Genomic DNA, 14,219 nt, shown 5'->3' with positions numbered 1-14,219 from the left:
CCATGGAGCGTCGTCAGGTGGGCCGCACGGGCCTGCGCGTGTCCGAGCTCGGCCTGGGGACCATGACCTGGGGACGGGACACCGACGACCTGGACGCGGCGGAGCAGCTGCGCGACTTCGTCGACGCGGGCGGCACGCTCGTCGACACCGCCGCGACGTACGGCGACGGGGACGCGGAGCGCGTGATCGGGTCCCTGCTGGGTGACAAGGTCTCCCGCGACGACGTCGTGCTGTGCACCAAGGGCGGCGTGCGCGCCGGCCGGTCGGGCGCGCGTGTCGACGCGTCCCGGGCGGGTCTGCTCGCCGACCTCGACGCGTCCCTCGCCCGGCTCGGCACCGACCACGTCGACCTGTTCCTCGTCGCCTGCCCCGATCCGGCGACGCCGCTCGCCGAGACCGTGTCGGCGCTGCGGCTCGCGGTGTCCTCCGGCCGGGCGCGCTACGTCGGCCTGTCCAACCACCCCGGCTGGGCGTCCGCGCGGGTCGCGACCCTGCTGGAGGCGGACGGCACCGGGCTCAGCGCCGTCGAGCTCGAGTACTCCCTGCTGCAGCGGGGCGCGGAGCGCGACGTCGCGCCCGCCGCGGACGCGCTGGGGCTCGGCCTGCTGGCCTGGTCCCCGCTCGGCCGCGGCGTGCTGACCGGCAAGTACCGGCGCGCGATCCCCGCGGACTCCCGCGCGGCGTCGGCCCACCTGGCGGCCTTCGTCGACCCCTACCTGGACGCCGCGGCGTCGTCCGTCGTCGAGGCCGTGGCCACCGCGGCCGACGGGCTCGGGCGCGCGCCGCTCGAGGTCGCTCTCGCCTGGCTGCTGGCCCGCGACACGGTCGCCAGCGCGATCGTCGGGGCGCGGACGCCCGCCCAGCTGCGGGCATCCCTCGCGGCCGTCGACCTCGATCTGCCGGGCGAGGTCCACGCCGCGCTCGACGACGTCTCCGCCCCGGAGATCGGCTACCCCGAGCGCTGGTAGGCCTGGCCCGGGGCGTCGGCCGGCCGGTCGGCGGGAGCCCCCGCCAGGTCAGGCCCCTCGAGGTCCGTGTCGAGCTCCGCGTCGAGGTCGTCGTCGTCCTCGTCGTCGTCCTCGTCGTCGTCCTCGTCGTCCCCGTCGTCGTCCCCGTCGTCGTCCCCGTCGTCGAGGAAGAAGGGCGTGACCTCGGAGTACACCTGGGCCAGCGCGTCCTCGTAGACCTCGAACGCGTCGGCCAGGACCTCGTAGGCGTCGTCGACCGCAGGGTCGTCGTCGCCCCGGCGGGTCGACACCGCGTGGTAGTGGGCCTCCAGCGCGGCGACGAAGCGGTCCAGCGCGGCACGCGGGTCTGCGGTCATGCTCTGACCGTAGCGCCCCACGGGGCACAATGGGCAGACGAAAACCGCCCGCCAGCACTTCGGGAGGACAGCGGATGGCTTCGATCCCGTCCACGCCGCAGGCAGACGCGCGCCCCGGCGCGCCGTCCGCCTGGCGCAAGCACGGCCAGTACGAGTACCGCGTGCTGACCATCGACCGGGGCACGAGCGTCCCGGACGCGCGCAAGATGCTCACCGACGAGGCCGAGTACGGCCGTTGGGAGCTCGCGCGCACCCGCCTGTACATGGGCGGCGAACGCCGGGTGTGGCTGCGCCGCAAGATCATCAAGGTCAGCGCCACCTTCTGACCGGTCGGCACGCCAGGACGCAGGTCAGGACACAGGTCAGGACGCATGGCCGACGCCTTCCGCAAGTCGCGGGCGCACGCGCCGCCGGGGTTCTTCGCCACCGAGGCGGCCGGGCTCCGCTGGCTTGCCGTGCCGGGCGGCCCGCGGGTCGCGCGGGTGCTCGGGCACGGGCCGGATCACCTCGACCTGGAGCGGGTCGACGCGGCGCACCCCACGCCCGACGCCGCGCACGACCTGGGCCGCCGCCTCGCCGTCCTGCACCGAGCGGGCGCCGCCGGGTTCGGCGTCCTCCCGCCGGGCGCCGGGCGCGGGTACTTCGGCCCGCTCGACGACCCCCTGCCCCTGGCTGCGGGGACCTGGGGCGACTGGCCCGCCTTCTACGCGCACTCCCGGCTCCGGCCGGTCGTCGCGCAGGGGCGGGAGCGGGGCGTGCTCACCGCGCAGGACGCGGCCGCCGTCGAGCGGGTGTGCGGACGGCTCGGCGTCCTCGCCGGCCCTGCGGCGCGGGAGGCGCCGGCCCGCGTGCACGGCGACCTCTGGTCCGGGAACGTGCTGTGGTCGCGCGGGCCCGGCGGCTCCGCCGAGGCGGTGCTCATCGACCCGGCCGCCCACGGCGGGCACCGGGAGGCCGACCTCGCCATGCTCGCGCTCTTCGGGGCGCCGCACCTGGACGAGGTCCTCGCGGGTTACGACGCCGCGTGGCCCCTCGCCCCCGGGTGGCGCGACCGGGTGCCGTTGCACCAGCTGTACCCGCTCGCCGTGCACGCCGTGCTCTTCGGCGGCGGGTACGTCGAGCAGACCCGCCACCTGCTCGCCCGCCTGGGCGGCTGACGACGGCTGACGACGGCTGACGACGGCTGACGACGGTGTGGTCAGCAGTCGCGCAGCAGGCGGTCCAGCACGCGCGTGCCGAAGCGCAGCGAGTCGACCGGCACCCGCTCGTCGACGCCGTGGAACATCCCGGAGAAGTCGAGGTCGGCGGGCAGGCGCAGCGGGGCGAACCCGTACCCGGTGATGCCGAGGCGGGCCAGCGACTTGTTGTCGGTGCCGCCCGACAGCGTGTAGGGCAGCACCGTGGCCCCCGGGTCCTCGGCGAGCAGGGACGCGACCATCGAGTCCACGAGGTCGCCGGAGAACGGCACCTCGAGCGCGGTGTCGGTGTGGATCGGCTCGACGCGCACGGAGGGCCCGGCCAGCTCGCGCAGCGTCGCCATACCCTCCTCCTCGTGCCCGGGCAGCAGCCGCACGTCGACGGTGGCCTCGGCACGGCCGGGGATGACGTTCGCCTTGTACCCCGCGTCCAGCCGCGTCGGGTTGGACGTGTGCCGCACCGTGGCGCCCACGAACTTCGCCGCCGGTCCCAGCGCCGCGACGAGCGCGTCGACCGCGGCCGGGTCCTCGCCCTCGAACGGCAGGCCCGTGAGGTCCGCCACCCCGCGCAGCAGCTTGTCCACGGTGGGGGTCAAGGTGTACGGCCACGGGTGCCGCCCGATCCGCGCGACCGCTGCCGCGAGCTCGGTCACCGCGTTCTCGGCGTTCACCTGGGACCCGTGGCCGGCGCGCCCGTCGGCGACGAGCCGCAGCCACGCGAGGCCCTTCTCCGCCGTCTGCAGCAGGTACGCCCGACGCCCGCCGACCTCCACCGAGAAGCCGCCCACCTCGCTGATCGCCTCGGTGGCCCCCTCGAAGAGCTCGGGCCGGTGCCGCACGGCCCACTGCGCGCCGCGCACGCCGCCCGCCTCCTCGTCGGCGAAGAAGGCGACCACGACGTCGCGCGCGGGGCGCCGGCCCTCGCGGACCATCCGGCGCACGACCGCGAGGATCATCGCGTCCATGTCCTTCATGTCGACGGCGCCGCGTCCCCACAGGAGGCCGTCGATCTCCTCGCCGGCGAACGGGTCGACCGACCAGTCGTCGGCCGCGGCCGGCACCACGTCCGTGTGCCCGTGCAGCACGAGCGCGGGGCGGCTCGGGTCGGCGCCCTCGAGCCGCGTCACGACCGACGTGCGGCCGGGCTCCGACTCGAACAGCTCCACCTCGAGCCCCACCTCCGTGAGCAGCCCGGCGACGAGCTCCGCCGCCCGCCGCTCCCCTGGTCCCTCGCCGTTGCCGTAGTTCGACGTGTCGATCCGCAGCAGGTCGCGGCAGATGTCCACGACCTCCTGCTCGGCCGTGGGGTGCGCGGTGGGGTACGCGGACGTGGGAGGCGTGCTCGGGCGCGGGGCGAGGGGCTGGGACGTCACCCCGACACCGTACCGGCGCCCGTGCGCGAGACGTCGAGCCGGGGTGACGACGTCCGCACCGCGGACCACCGTCGTGCCCACGCACCTCCGCACCTACGGACCTCGAGGAGGAGGACCATCGTGCGAAGACTCGCGGCATCCCTCGCCGCCGCCGCGCTGACCGCCGTCGGCATCGTCGCCGCCGTCGGCTAGCCCGCCGCAGCCCACGGGGCCGAGGTGTTCCCCGGCTCCCGCCAGATCTGCTCCGGCGGCGACCGCGGCCCGTACGACTTCTCCGCGTTCGACGCGCCACGCACCGGCGGGCCGACGACGCACCTCACCGCGGGCGGCTAGGACCGCCGCTCGGTGAGCGTCCCGTCCGCGGCCAGCACCAGCTCGGCGTCGAGGCCGAGCCGGTCGAGGAACGCCCGGTCGTGGCTCACGACGAGCAGCGCCCCGCGGTACGCCGCCAGGGCCTGCACCAGCTGGTCGGTGCTGGCGATGTCGAGGTTGTTGGTGGGCTCGTCCAGCACGAGCAGCTGGGCGGGCGGGTCGGACAGCAGCAGGCGTGCCAGGGTCACGCGGAACCGTTCGCCGCCGGACAGCGTCGCGACCGGGCGGCCCACCTGGTCGCCCCGCACCAGGAACCGCGCCAGCCGGTTGCGCAGCTCTCCCGGCGCCACGTCCGGCGCGCCGGCCCGCACGGCGTCGAGCACCGTCTGGTCGTCGTCGAGCACGTCGAGCCGCTGCGGCAGGTAGCCGACCCGGTCGGTGAGCGTCTCGGCGACCGCGCCCGTCCCGACGTCGGCGCCCACGGGCGCCATCCCGACGAGCCGCTCCAGCAAGGTCGTCTTGCCGACGCCGTTGGGTCCGGTCAGCGCCACGCGCTCCGGCCCGGCGAGCACGACCTCGCGCCCGTCCGTGCCCCGCAGGACGGCCAGCCGACGGCCCGCGGGGACGTCCGGGTCGGGCAGGTCGACGACGATGCGGTCGTCGTCGCGCACGGAGAGCTCGGCGGCCTCGACCGCCGCCCGGGCGTCGGCCTCCTTCCCGGCGGCCTGGCCGCGCCGCGCGGCCTGCGACTTCTCGGCGGAGTTGCGCCGGTCGTTGATGGCCGCCTTGACGTACCGGCGCTCGACGACGTCCTTGCGGCCCCGGCGCTCGGAGTGCGCGATGCGCTCCTCGGCCTTGATCCGCTCGCGCTTCTCGCGCCGCAGGATCTGCTCGGCGTCACGCAGGGCGGCGCGTGCCGCCTCCTGCTGCGCCGCCAGGTGCTCCTCGTACTGCGCGTACGTGCCGCCGTACGTGGTCAGCGAGCCGGTACGCAGCTCCGCGGTCTCGTCGACCAGCTCGAGCAGCTGCCGGTCGTGCGAGACGACGACGAGCGCGCCGCGCCACGTGCGCACGAGCTCGTGCAGGCGCTCGCGGGCGTCGCCGTCGAGGTTGTTGGTCGGCTCGTCCAGGAGCGCGACGTCGGCGCCCCGCAGCCGCACGCCGGTGACGGCGACGAGCATCGCCTCGCCGCCCGAGAGGGTGCCGACCGGGCGGTCGAGCACGCCGTCGCCGGCCGGGAGACCCGTGCCGGCGAGCTCGGCGAGGGCGCGCTCCTCGACGTCCCAGCCGTCGCCGACGACGTCGAACAGCGCCGCGAGCTCCGCCTCGGGCGCGGTGCCGTCCGTGATGGCACGCACCGCGTCGACGACGTCGCGCACGCCCAGCAGGTCCGCGACCGTGGCGTCGGTGTCGAGGGTCAGCCGCTGCGGCAGGTAGTCCGCGACGCCGGACACGCTGATCGACCCGGACGTCGGGCGCAGCCGGCCGGCGACGAGGCGCAGCAGAGTGGACTTGCCCGCGCCGTTGAGCCCGACCAGGCCGGTGCGGCCGCGGGAGAAGGCGCCGGACACACCGGCGATCGGGGTGGCCCCGTCGGGCCAGGAGAAGGTGAGGTCGTGCAGGACGACGGAGGGGTGGGGAGCAGGCACGGAGACTCCAGCGGTGCGAGGAACGGCGGACGGCGGGTGCGTCGACGCCGCTCCCCCGGGCCGCACTCGAGCGTGCAGGCCGGCAGGGAGCCTCGGGGTCGACGCGTCAGGCGGTCGTCCGGATGCCCGTCATCGCTGTGGTGCGCCTCTCGTCCTGGAGCCGTCCCCTCTCACGCGCGGCGGAGGCCGCGGGGACGGCGTCGAGGCTCGCACACCGTCGCCCGGGGCGCAACCCCGTTTCCGGGGCCGCACCTAGGCTGTCCGGGTGCCTCCCGAGCCCCTGAGCGACGCCGTGCCCGACGACCGGCCCGACGACTGGTTCGAGCACTGGTACGGGCCGTGGGCGCCGCGCACGCCGCGCGACGTCGCCGCCCTCTTCGCCGGCTATCCAGGCATCTGGTGGGTGGCGGGCGGCTGGGCGCTGGAAGCCTTCACCGGCGTCGAGCGGCACCACGAGGACATCGACCCGGGGGTGCTGCGCCAGGACCTGCCCGCGCTGCGGCGCCACCTCTCCCCGACGCTGCACACGTGGGCCGCGTCGTCCGGCACGCTGAGCCCCGTGCGCCCCGACGTCGACCCCGACGCCCCGGCCGACGACGTCCTGCCCGAGGGCTGCGGGCAGCTGTGGACCCGGCGCGACGCCACGTCGCCCTGGGAGTTCGACGTCCTGCTGAGCCCGGGCACCGCGCAGACCTGGGTGTACGAGCGCGACCCGGCGATCACGATGCCGATGGCGGACGCCCTGTGGGTCGCGGACGGCGTCACCTACCTGCAGCCGGAGATCCAGCTGCTGTACAAGGCGCGCGGCCTGCGGCCCAAGGACCGGCGCGACTTCGACGCGACCCTGCCGGCCCTCGGCCGGGACCGCCGCGCGTGGCTCGCCGACGCCCTCGGCCGCACCCTGCCCGGGCACCCGTGGCTGGACGCGCTGCGCTGAGCCCGCGGCGGGCTCACGACCCGGCCGGCTCCCGGACGCCCCGCCAGGTCTCGAACGCCTCGCGGGACGTCAGGCGCGGCACGTAGAGCTCGGCCTTGAGGCGGGAGTTGTCGAGCACCGGCCGGTAGCGCAGGAACCCCACGCGCTCCGGGCCGTGCACGGTGAGGCGCAGCGCGTGCCCGACGCGCAGCGCGGCGGCCAGCGCCCACGCCGGCACGTCGAGCGTACGGCGGCCGAGGCTCGCGGCGATGTCCGCCACGGTCACGACGCCGTCCCCGCACACGTTGAACGTGCCGGTGGTGGCGCCGGTCGCCCCCGCCACGACCGCGCCGGTCACGTCGTCGACCCACGCGAAGACGAACGGGCTCTCCGAGCCGCGCACCCGCAGCAGCCGGCGGGCGCGCCACAGCGCGGTGATCTGGTTGTCCACCCCCGGGCCGAGGATCGTCCCGATCCGCAGCACGACCTGGCCGAGCCCGGGTTGGTCGGCGCGGTAGCGCGCGAGCATCTCCTCGACCTCGCGCTTGTGCCGCGAGTACGTGAACTCCTCGTTGCCGCGCACCGGGTCGGTCTCGCGCAGCGGCACGGGATTGTCCGCGTGGTACCCGTACGCGGCGCCCGACGACGAGATCACCACGCGCCGCACCCCGGCCGCCACGCAGGCGTCGAGCACGTTCCGGGTGCCGTCGACGTCGACGGCGCGCTCGGCCGCCGCGTCGAGGGTGCCCGGGTTCACGATCGCGGCGAGGTGCACCACGGTGTCGACGTCGTGCTCCGCGATCACGCCCGCCACCGACGCCGGGTCGGTGACGTCCATGCGCGCCCAGGTCCCGCCGTCGGGCACCCGCGCCTCGCGCAGGTCGCCCGCGACGACGTGCGCGACGTCGTCGCGGGCCGCGAGGGCCGCCACGGCGTGCGACCCGAGGAACCCGGCCCCACCGGTCACCAGCACGCGGATCATGCCGCCACCTCCTCGCGGGCCGCGCGGGCCCGCGTCCGTCTCGCCCAGACGGTCGCCAGGGCCAGGCCTGCCACGATGTCCCAGATGCCCCACCAGCCGGCGACGACGGCCATGCCGCCCAGCCCGCCGAAGAACGTGAACACGAGGCCGAGACCGAGGCCCGCGTTCCGGATGCCGACCTCGAACGTGACCGCCTTCACCTCGCGCGGCGCGAGCCGCCCGGCGCGGCCCGCGAGGTAGCCCAGGCCGAGGGCCGCGGCGTCGTGCAGGAACACGGCCAGCAGGACCACGCCGATGTACGCGACGAAGACCGCGAAGTTCCCGGCGAGCGCCGCGACGATGAAGCCGACCAGCGCCACGAGGCTCGCCCAGCGCACCGGGCGGTGCACACGGGCCGCGAGCGCCGGCCAGCGCGTGCGCACCAGCATCCCGGCCGCGAACGGCATGCCGATCACCAGGAGGATCTCGAGCAGCATCTGCCCGGCGTCCAGGCGCACGTCCGTGAGGATCGAGCTCGCCGTCGGGTGCAGCGAACCCCACAGGGCGAGGTTGAGCGGCATCGCGACGATGTAGATCGCGTTCCCGACGGCGGTGAGCGACACCGACAGCGCGACGTTGCCGCCCGAGCGGTGCGTGAGCACCTGGGACACGTTCCCCGGCGGGCAGCACGCGACGAGGATCATCCCGAGGGCCACGGAGGCCTGCACGTCGAGCAGCAGCGTGAGGCCGAAGGTCACGGCGGGGAGCGCGACGAGCTGGGCGAGCAGCGCCAGCACGGCCGCCCGCGGCGCGCGGCGCAGCGCCCGGAAGTCCGCGGGCGACGTGTCGAGCGCGATGCCCAGCATGATGAGGCCGAGCACGAGGTCCAGGGCGACCATCGAGCCCGGGGCGAACCGCACGGCGACGTCGTCGATGTTCATGCCGCGCTCTCCGCGGCCGGCGCGAGCTCGTCGGCCAGGCGCCGCACGGTGCGGCGGTAGGCGTCCTTGTTCACGTAGTAGCTCATCCGCTCCAGCCCGAGGTAGCGGTAGCCGCCCGTCAGGTCCGGCCACGGCTCGGTCAGGCGACGGCGGAACCGCACCGCCCGCTCCCGGGCGGCGACGTCGCCGTCGTCCCCGGCCGCGACGGCCGCGAGGTAGCGCGCCACCAGCTCGGCCTGCTCGGCACGGCCCTGCCAGCCGATGCCCGACGCCTCGAGCATCCCGACGACGAACAGCCCGTTGCCCGACGGCGGCACGATGTTGCAGAACAGCCGCGGCGCCGTCCCGGAGCCCGGCCCCGCCCACGCGAGATGGCGCGGGTCGAGGAACGGGTAGTCGAGCCGGTAGCCGGTGGCGAGCAGGACGAGGTCGTAGTCGCCGCTGCTGCCGTCGGCGAAGTGCACCGTCCGCCCGGCGCACCGCGCGACGTCGGGCCGCACACGCAGGTCGCCCTGCCCGGCGTGCTGCAGCACGAGCGAGTTCACCACGGGGTGCGACTCGTAGATCCTGTGGTCCGGCTCCGGGAAGCCGAAGCGGCGCGGGTCGCCGTTCAGCAGGCGCAGCAGGCGCGAGTCGACGGCCTGCTTGACCCGGGCGGGCAGCGGCCGCCCCTGGTTGAGGGTGTCGGTGGGCCTGCCCAGCAGGTAGCGCGGCACGAACCAGTAGCCGCGGCGCACGGACAGGTCGACCGACGCGGCGCGGTGGACGGCGTCGACCGCGATGTCGCAGCCGGAGTTGCCGCCTCCGACGACGAGCACCCGCTTGCCCGCGAACACGTCCGCGCTCTTGTACGCGCTCGAGTGCAGCGCCTCGCCGTCGAACGTGCCGGGCAGCGTGGGGACGTTCGGCTCGGCGAGCGTGCCGTTCGCGATCACCACGTGCGAGTAGGTGCGCTCGACGGCGTCGTCGGCTCCCGACCCCGGGGCCGACCCGGCGGACGCGGATCGCACCGTCCAGCCGCTGCGCCCGCTGTCGTCGCCGCCCGCCGGCTCGACGCCGAGCACCCGGGTGCCGAAGCGGAAGCGGTCCCGCAGCCCGAACTCGTCGGCGTACCGGCGGAAGTAGCGCAGCAGCTCGCGGTGGCTCGGGTAGTCGGCGGCCGAGTCCATCGGCAGCTCGTCGAACTGGGTCGTGGTGCGCGAGGAGATGAGGTGCGCGGACTCGTAGACCGTCGAGCGGGGGTTGTCGATGTCCCACAGCCCGCCGACGTCCGCGTGGGCCTCGTACCCGTCGAAGGCGAGCCCGGCGCGGTCCAGCGCCCGCGCGGCGGCCAGTCCCGAGGGACCCGCCCCGATCACCGCGACCCGTCGTTCCAGCCCCATCGCCCGCCTCCGTGCTCCCGGCGCGCGCCGTGCGTGCCTCGATCCGCGCCCTTGCGCGCAGGGAGCATACGGTCCGGGCACTGCGGCGCCCAAAGCCGACCGGTCAGGCGGCGGCGGGGGCCTCCGCGGGCCAGGGCTCGTGGGGTTCCCGCGGGTCGCCGGGCACGTAGGACCCCACCCACGAGTCCTGGAGCACGCCGCGCTGCGCGCCGAAGCGGCGCAGCAGCCCCTCGTACCGGAACCCGAGCTTCCACGCGACGCGGCGCGACGCCCAGTTGCCGACGTTCGCGCGCCAGCGCACGACGCCGAGCCCCAGACCTTCGGGGTCGACCGCCCAGTCGACGACGAGCCGCGCCGCCTCCGTCGTCAGGCCGCGGCCCCGTGCGTCCGGTGCGCACCAGAACCCCAGCTCCCCCGCCGGCTCGACACCGGGCCCGCCCTCCCTCGACATGCCCACCATGCCGAGCACCGGGCCGTCGACGCCCCCGGGGGCGCGCACGGCCCAGGTGAAGTCCTTCTCCTCGGACCAGCCGTCGGCGACGAACCTCTCGACGAAGCCCACCGCGTCGTCGCGCGTGTACGGCGACGGCACCGTGGTCCACCGCGCGATGGCGGGGTCGGCGCAGATCTCGGCGATGCGCTCGACGTCGGCGGCGGTCGGGACGGACAGGCGGACGCGGTCGGTGGCGAGGACGAACGGCTCCATCGGGGCATCGTGGCACGCCGGGCCCGCCGGCCTCCTGCTATTTGTCCGGAGTCTCCCCGGATGTCTCCGCGGCCCCGCGAGCACCGGGCCCGGCGTCGGCGTCGGGCGGGCCGAGGATCGGGGCCACCGCGAGCGGCCCGTCGCCCGGCCCGGGCGGCTCGTCGAGCTCGGGGTGCGGCCGGTCGCCGCGCAGGGTCGAGAACACGGTCCACGCGACCGCCATGAGCGGGACGGCGATGATCGCGCCGAGGATGCCGGCCAGCACGGTGCCGGCGGTGACGCCGAGGCCGATGACCAGGGGGTGCAGGGCGACCTGCTTGCCCATGATGAGCGGCTGCAGCACGTGCCCCTCGAGCTGCCCGATGAGCGCGATCCCGATCGTGACGATGAGGGCCGTGACGAACCCGTTCGCCGCGAGCGCCACGACGGCGGCGATGATCATCGCCAGCGGCGCGCCGATCAGCGGGATGAACGCGCCGATGAACACCAGCACGGCCAGCGGTGCCGCCAGCGGCACCCCGAGGATCGTGAGCAGGATGAACGCCAGGACGCCGTCGACGAAGGCGATGATGACGGTGCCGCGCGCGTACCCGGAGAAGCTGTACCAGCCGGCCCCCGCGGCCGCCTGCCACCGGTTGCGGTGCTCCTCCGGGATCTGGCCCAGGAACCAGCGCCACATCCTGCCGCCCGACGCGACGAAGAACACCGTGCAGAAGATCGACAGGGCGAAGATCGCGAAGCCCTCGAAGACCGAGCCCGCGCTCTGCGCCGCCTGGCTGACCAGCGAGTCGGCGTTGTCGGCGACCCACTGCCGCCCCTGGTCGATCCACTCGTTGATCTGGTCGCCGGTCACGGAGAGCCCGAACGGCCCGCTCTCCACGTACTGGAGGATCTGCTGGACGCCGGTGTCGAACTGCCCGGCGAGCTGCTCCCACTGACCCGCCACCGACGCCACCACGTACGTGAGGAGGCCGCCCAGCACGAGGAACGCGCTGAGGATCGCCAGGGCGGTGGCCAGCGCTCGCGGCATGACCTTGGCGTAGAAGTCCGCGACGGGATTGAGGACCGAGGCGAACACCAGCCCGAGGAACACCGCGATGAAGACCAGCTGCACCTGCACGGTCGCCCAGAACACGAGCGCGACGGCCGCGGTCAGGGCGATGAGCCGCCACGACCAGCCGGCCGACGTCCGCAGCCAGGCCGGGACGTTCTCGCTCGCGCGCTTCGCCACCCGTGCGCTCCTCTCGCCCGCTCGTCCGCCCAGTGTGCCGCACGGTGCCCACCCGTCGTGGGAGGACGACGCGCGCCGCCTGCCGGGGTGAACTTCCTGGTGAATTTCTCCCGGCCGGCCGGTGGGCCGGTGCGCGACGTGCGCCGCCGCCGGACGATGGACGCACGTCGCCCGGCGACAGGAGGAGCCCACCATGACCCGGACGTCCCCGCAGCCCGGCAGCGACCCCGCGCCCCCTCCGCCGTCGCCGCCCGCGCCGATGCCCGCGTACGACGCCGAGACCCTCGCCGCGGTCCTCGCCGTCCTGCCCGAGGTCGACGCCGTCGAGCTGAAGCTCACCGTGCCCGGCGCGGACCACCGCCGGGTGCTCGACCGGCTCGGGATCGACGCGCTCGACGCGACGATCCGCCAGGTCGTGTTCTTCGACACACCCGCACTCGACCTGTCCACCGCCGGTCTCGTCGTCCGCGCCCGGCGCACGCAGCGCAAGGACGGCGACCTCACCGCGAAGGTGCGACCGATGCTGCCGGCGGACGTCCCGGCGACCGTGCGGCGGGCGGACGGCTTCAAGGTCGAGGTGGACGCGTCGCCCGCCGGCTTCACCTGCTCGTGCTCGGCGACGCGGCGGCTCCCCGACGACGACGTCCGGGCCCTGCTGGACGACGTCGGCCGCCTTCCCGGCCTGCTCGACCGCACGCAGCGCTCGCTGCTCGAGCCGCGCCTCCCGGCCGGGGTCACGCTCGACGACCTGCGCGTGCTGGGTCCGACGACCCTCCTCAAGGCGCGGTTCGCGCCCGAGGGGCTGCCGCGGCGCCTGACCGCCGAGCTGTGGTTCCTGCCCGACGGCGACCGCATCCTCGAGCTGTCCACCAAGGCGGCGCCGGCCGCGGCCTTCCAGGCGGCGGCCGAGACGAAGGTGTTCCTGACGAGCCGGGGCGTCGACCTCGGCGCGCCCCAGGAGACGAAGACCCGGGCGGCGCTCGCCGCGTTCGCCGCGCGCTCCGCTGCGGTGTGACGCACACGTGCCGTGACGACGTGCGAGGGCACGAAAAAGCCCCCGGGTTGTGGACCCCGGGGGCTTGTTCGTCGCTGTCTCAACGAGTGTCCGGAGGGGGACTTGAACCCCCACGCCCGATAAAGGGCACTAGCACCTCAAGCTAGCGCGTCTGCCATTCCGCCACCCGGACGAGTGGACCTCGACAGCGCCTCGGCGCCGTCTCGGTGCGGGGAAAAACATAGCACGGCGGGGGCGTGCTCTCGCAAACCGCGACGTCGCCCCGCTGGTCACGGGCCCGGGCGTCGGCGGCGGCGTGTAGCGTCCTGCCCGGCCCGGACCAACCGGTCAAGGGTGCGGAACTGGACAAGCACGACCGGACAGGAGAACGACGACGTCATGATGGGTGGGCACCACGCCGCGTCGGGAGCGGCCGCCTGGGTCGCGGTGACGTCGACGGCACCGTTCGCGTTCGCTTGGCACCCCGTCTCCGAGGTCGGGGTGATGACCGGCGCGCTGGTCTGCGCGGGCGCCGCGCTGCTGCCCGACGCCGACCACCACTCCGGCACCATCGCGCACTCGTTGCCCCCGGTCTCCGAGGGCGTCTCCAAGCTCGTCGCGACCGTGTCCGGCGGGCACCGCAACGGCACCCACTCCATCCTCGGCATCGCCGTCTTCACCGCGATCGCCTGGGTGATGGGCATGGTCTCCATCAGCACGGAGGCCTTCGGCGAGGTGCTCGTCGGCCCCGGCGTCATGGCGGTCCTGCTCATCGCGTTCGCCCTGCGCGCCTGGAAGGTGACGGGCGGCAAGCGCTGGTGGACCTGGACGCTGTCGCTGCTCCTCGCCGCGTGCGTCGCCGTCTTCGCGCCCGAGGAGTGGAACTGGATGCCGTGGGCCGTCGCCCTCGGCTGCACCGTGCACGTGCTCGGCGACCTCGTCACCACCGCCGGCGTCCCCCTCCTGTGGCCGCTGAAGTTCCGCTCCCCCTACTGGGTGCGCCGCTACCGGGTGCTGCCCTTCGACGACGTGTGGCGCGACGGCGGCAACCTCTCGCTGCCCGTCCTCGGCGACGCCGGGTCGTGGCGGGAGTGGCTCGTCATGACGCCGGTCAGCCTCTACGCCGTCGTCGGCGTGGCCTGGGCCGCCCTGGGACAGATGGGGTTCGACACCCAGCCGGTGTGGGAGCAGGTCACCGCCTGGGCGGGGGCGGTCGGCGGCTGACGTCCCCGGG

14 protein-coding genes and 1 tRNA gene are annotated in these 14,219 nt (G+C 75.2%); 6 read left to right on the top strand and 9 right to left on the bottom strand.

Annotation, left to right across the window (positions count from 1 at the left end):
* The first annotated feature begins 2 nt into the window (after positions 1-2).
* A complete protein-coding gene (locus ACH443_RS14005; RefSeq protein WP_429763359.1) occupies positions 3-968 on the top strand; it encodes an aldo/keto reductase in 966 nt (321 codons plus the stop codon).
* Here the strand turns inward: ACH443_RS14005 and ACH443_RS14000 are convergent.
* Complete coding sequence (locus tag ACH443_RS14000) at positions 950-1,324, bottom strand: primosomal protein (protein WP_430590657.1); 375 nt, start codon at positions 1,322-1,324, stop codon at positions 950-952. The genes ACH443_RS14005 and ACH443_RS14000 overlap by 19 nt on opposite strands.
* A gap of 74 nt (positions 1,325-1,398) precedes the next feature.
* On the opposite strand from ACH443_RS14000, the gene ACH443_RS13995 reads away from it, so the two are divergent.
* On the top strand, positions 1,399-1,650 hold the full coding sequence (locus ACH443_RS13995) for a DUF5703 family protein (RefSeq protein ID WP_429763357.1): 252 nt from the start codon (positions 1,399-1,401) through the stop codon (positions 1,648-1,650).
* 45 nt (positions 1,651-1,695) lie between these two features.
* Positions 1,696-2,481 (top strand): fructosamine kinase family protein, encoded by a 786-nt coding sequence (locus ACH443_RS13990; RefSeq protein ID WP_430590656.1) that lies wholly within the window; start codon positions 1,696-1,698, stop codon positions 2,479-2,481.
* 41 nt (positions 2,482-2,522) lie between these two features.
* Here ACH443_RS13990 and ACH443_RS13985 read toward each other — a convergent pair whose 3' ends face one another.
* Complete coding sequence (locus ACH443_RS13985) at positions 2,523-3,893, bottom strand: M20/M25/M40 family metallo-hydrolase (RefSeq protein ID WP_430590655.1); 1,371 nt, start codon at positions 3,891-3,893, stop codon at positions 2,523-2,525.
* Between the two features lie 329 nt (positions 3,894-4,222).
* Positions 4,223-5,854 carry an ABC-F family ATP-binding cassette domain-containing protein gene (locus ACH443_RS13980; RefSeq protein ID WP_430590654.1) on the bottom strand — a complete coding sequence of 544 codons (1,632 nt, stop codon included), beginning with the start codon at positions 5,852-5,854 and terminating at the stop codon, positions 4,223-4,225.
* A 265-nt stretch (positions 5,855-6,119) separates the two neighbouring features.
* On the opposite strand from ACH443_RS13980, the gene ACH443_RS13975 reads away from it, so the two are divergent.
* Positions 6,120-6,791, top strand: coding sequence for a hypothetical protein (locus tag ACH443_RS13975; protein ID WP_430590653.1), 672 nt, complete (start codon positions 6,120-6,122; stop codon positions 6,789-6,791).
* A gap of 13 nt (positions 6,792-6,804) precedes the next feature.
* Here ACH443_RS13975 and ACH443_RS13970 read toward each other — a convergent pair whose 3' ends face one another.
* The 5 genes from ACH443_RS13970 to ACH443_RS13950 all read right to left on the bottom strand — a co-directional run bounded on the left by ACH443_RS13970 (position 6,805) and on the right by ACH443_RS13950 (position 11,991).
* Complete coding sequence (locus ACH443_RS13970) at positions 6,805-7,752, bottom strand: NAD-dependent epimerase/dehydratase family protein (RefSeq protein ID WP_430590652.1); 948 nt, start codon at positions 7,750-7,752, stop codon at positions 6,805-6,807.
* On the bottom strand, positions 7,749-8,672 hold the full coding sequence (locus ACH443_RS13965) for a bile acid:sodium symporter family protein (protein ID WP_429763350.1): 924 nt from the start codon (positions 8,670-8,672) through the stop codon (positions 7,749-7,751). Before ACH443_RS13965 ends, ACH443_RS13970 begins: the two co-directional genes overlap by 4 nt.
* Positions 8,669-10,054, bottom strand: a complete 1,386-nt coding sequence (locus tag ACH443_RS13960) for a flavin-containing monooxygenase (protein WP_430590651.1) — start codon at positions 10,052-10,054, stop codon at positions 8,669-8,671. The genes ACH443_RS13965 and ACH443_RS13960 overlap by 4 nt, the downstream gene beginning before the upstream one ends.
* A 103-nt stretch (positions 10,055-10,157) precedes the next feature.
* Positions 10,158-10,760 (bottom strand): GNAT family N-acetyltransferase, encoded by a 603-nt coding sequence (locus ACH443_RS13955; RefSeq protein ID WP_429763348.1) that lies wholly within the window; start codon positions 10,758-10,760, stop codon positions 10,158-10,160.
* A 37-nt stretch (positions 10,761-10,797) separates the two neighbouring features.
* Positions 10,798-11,991: an AI-2E family transporter gene (locus ACH443_RS13950; RefSeq protein WP_429763347.1), complete on the bottom strand. Its 1,194-nt coding sequence runs from the start codon at positions 11,989-11,991 to the stop codon at positions 10,798-10,800.
* Between the two features lie 193 nt (positions 11,992-12,184).
* On the opposite strand from ACH443_RS13950, the gene ACH443_RS13945 reads away from it, so the two are divergent.
* Positions 12,185-13,006 (top strand): hypothetical protein, encoded by an 822-nt coding sequence (locus tag ACH443_RS13945; protein ID WP_430590650.1) that lies wholly within the window; start codon positions 12,185-12,187, stop codon positions 13,004-13,006.
* A gap of 87 nt (positions 13,007-13,093) precedes the next feature.
* On the opposite strand, the gene ACH443_RS13940 is transcribed toward ACH443_RS13945, so the two are convergent.
* A tRNA-Leu gene (locus ACH443_RS13940) sits at positions 13,094-13,178 on the bottom strand.
* Positions 13,179-13,384: 206 nt separating this feature from the next.
* Here ACH443_RS13940 and ACH443_RS13935 point away from each other — a divergent pair.
* Positions 13,385-14,209: a metal-dependent hydrolase gene (locus ACH443_RS13935; protein WP_430590649.1), complete on the top strand. Its 825-nt coding sequence runs from the start codon at positions 13,385-13,387 to the stop codon at positions 14,207-14,209.
* Positions 14,210-14,219 lie beyond the last annotated feature (10 nt).

This window comes from Isoptericola sp. NPDC019571 (genome assembly GCF_044389385.1).
In the GTDB taxonomy this organism is placed as follows: Bacteria; Actinomycetota; Actinomycetes; order Actinomycetales; family Cellulomonadaceae; genus Isoptericola; species Isoptericola nanjingensis.
This window is presented reverse-complemented; position numbering and strand designations above follow the sequence as displayed.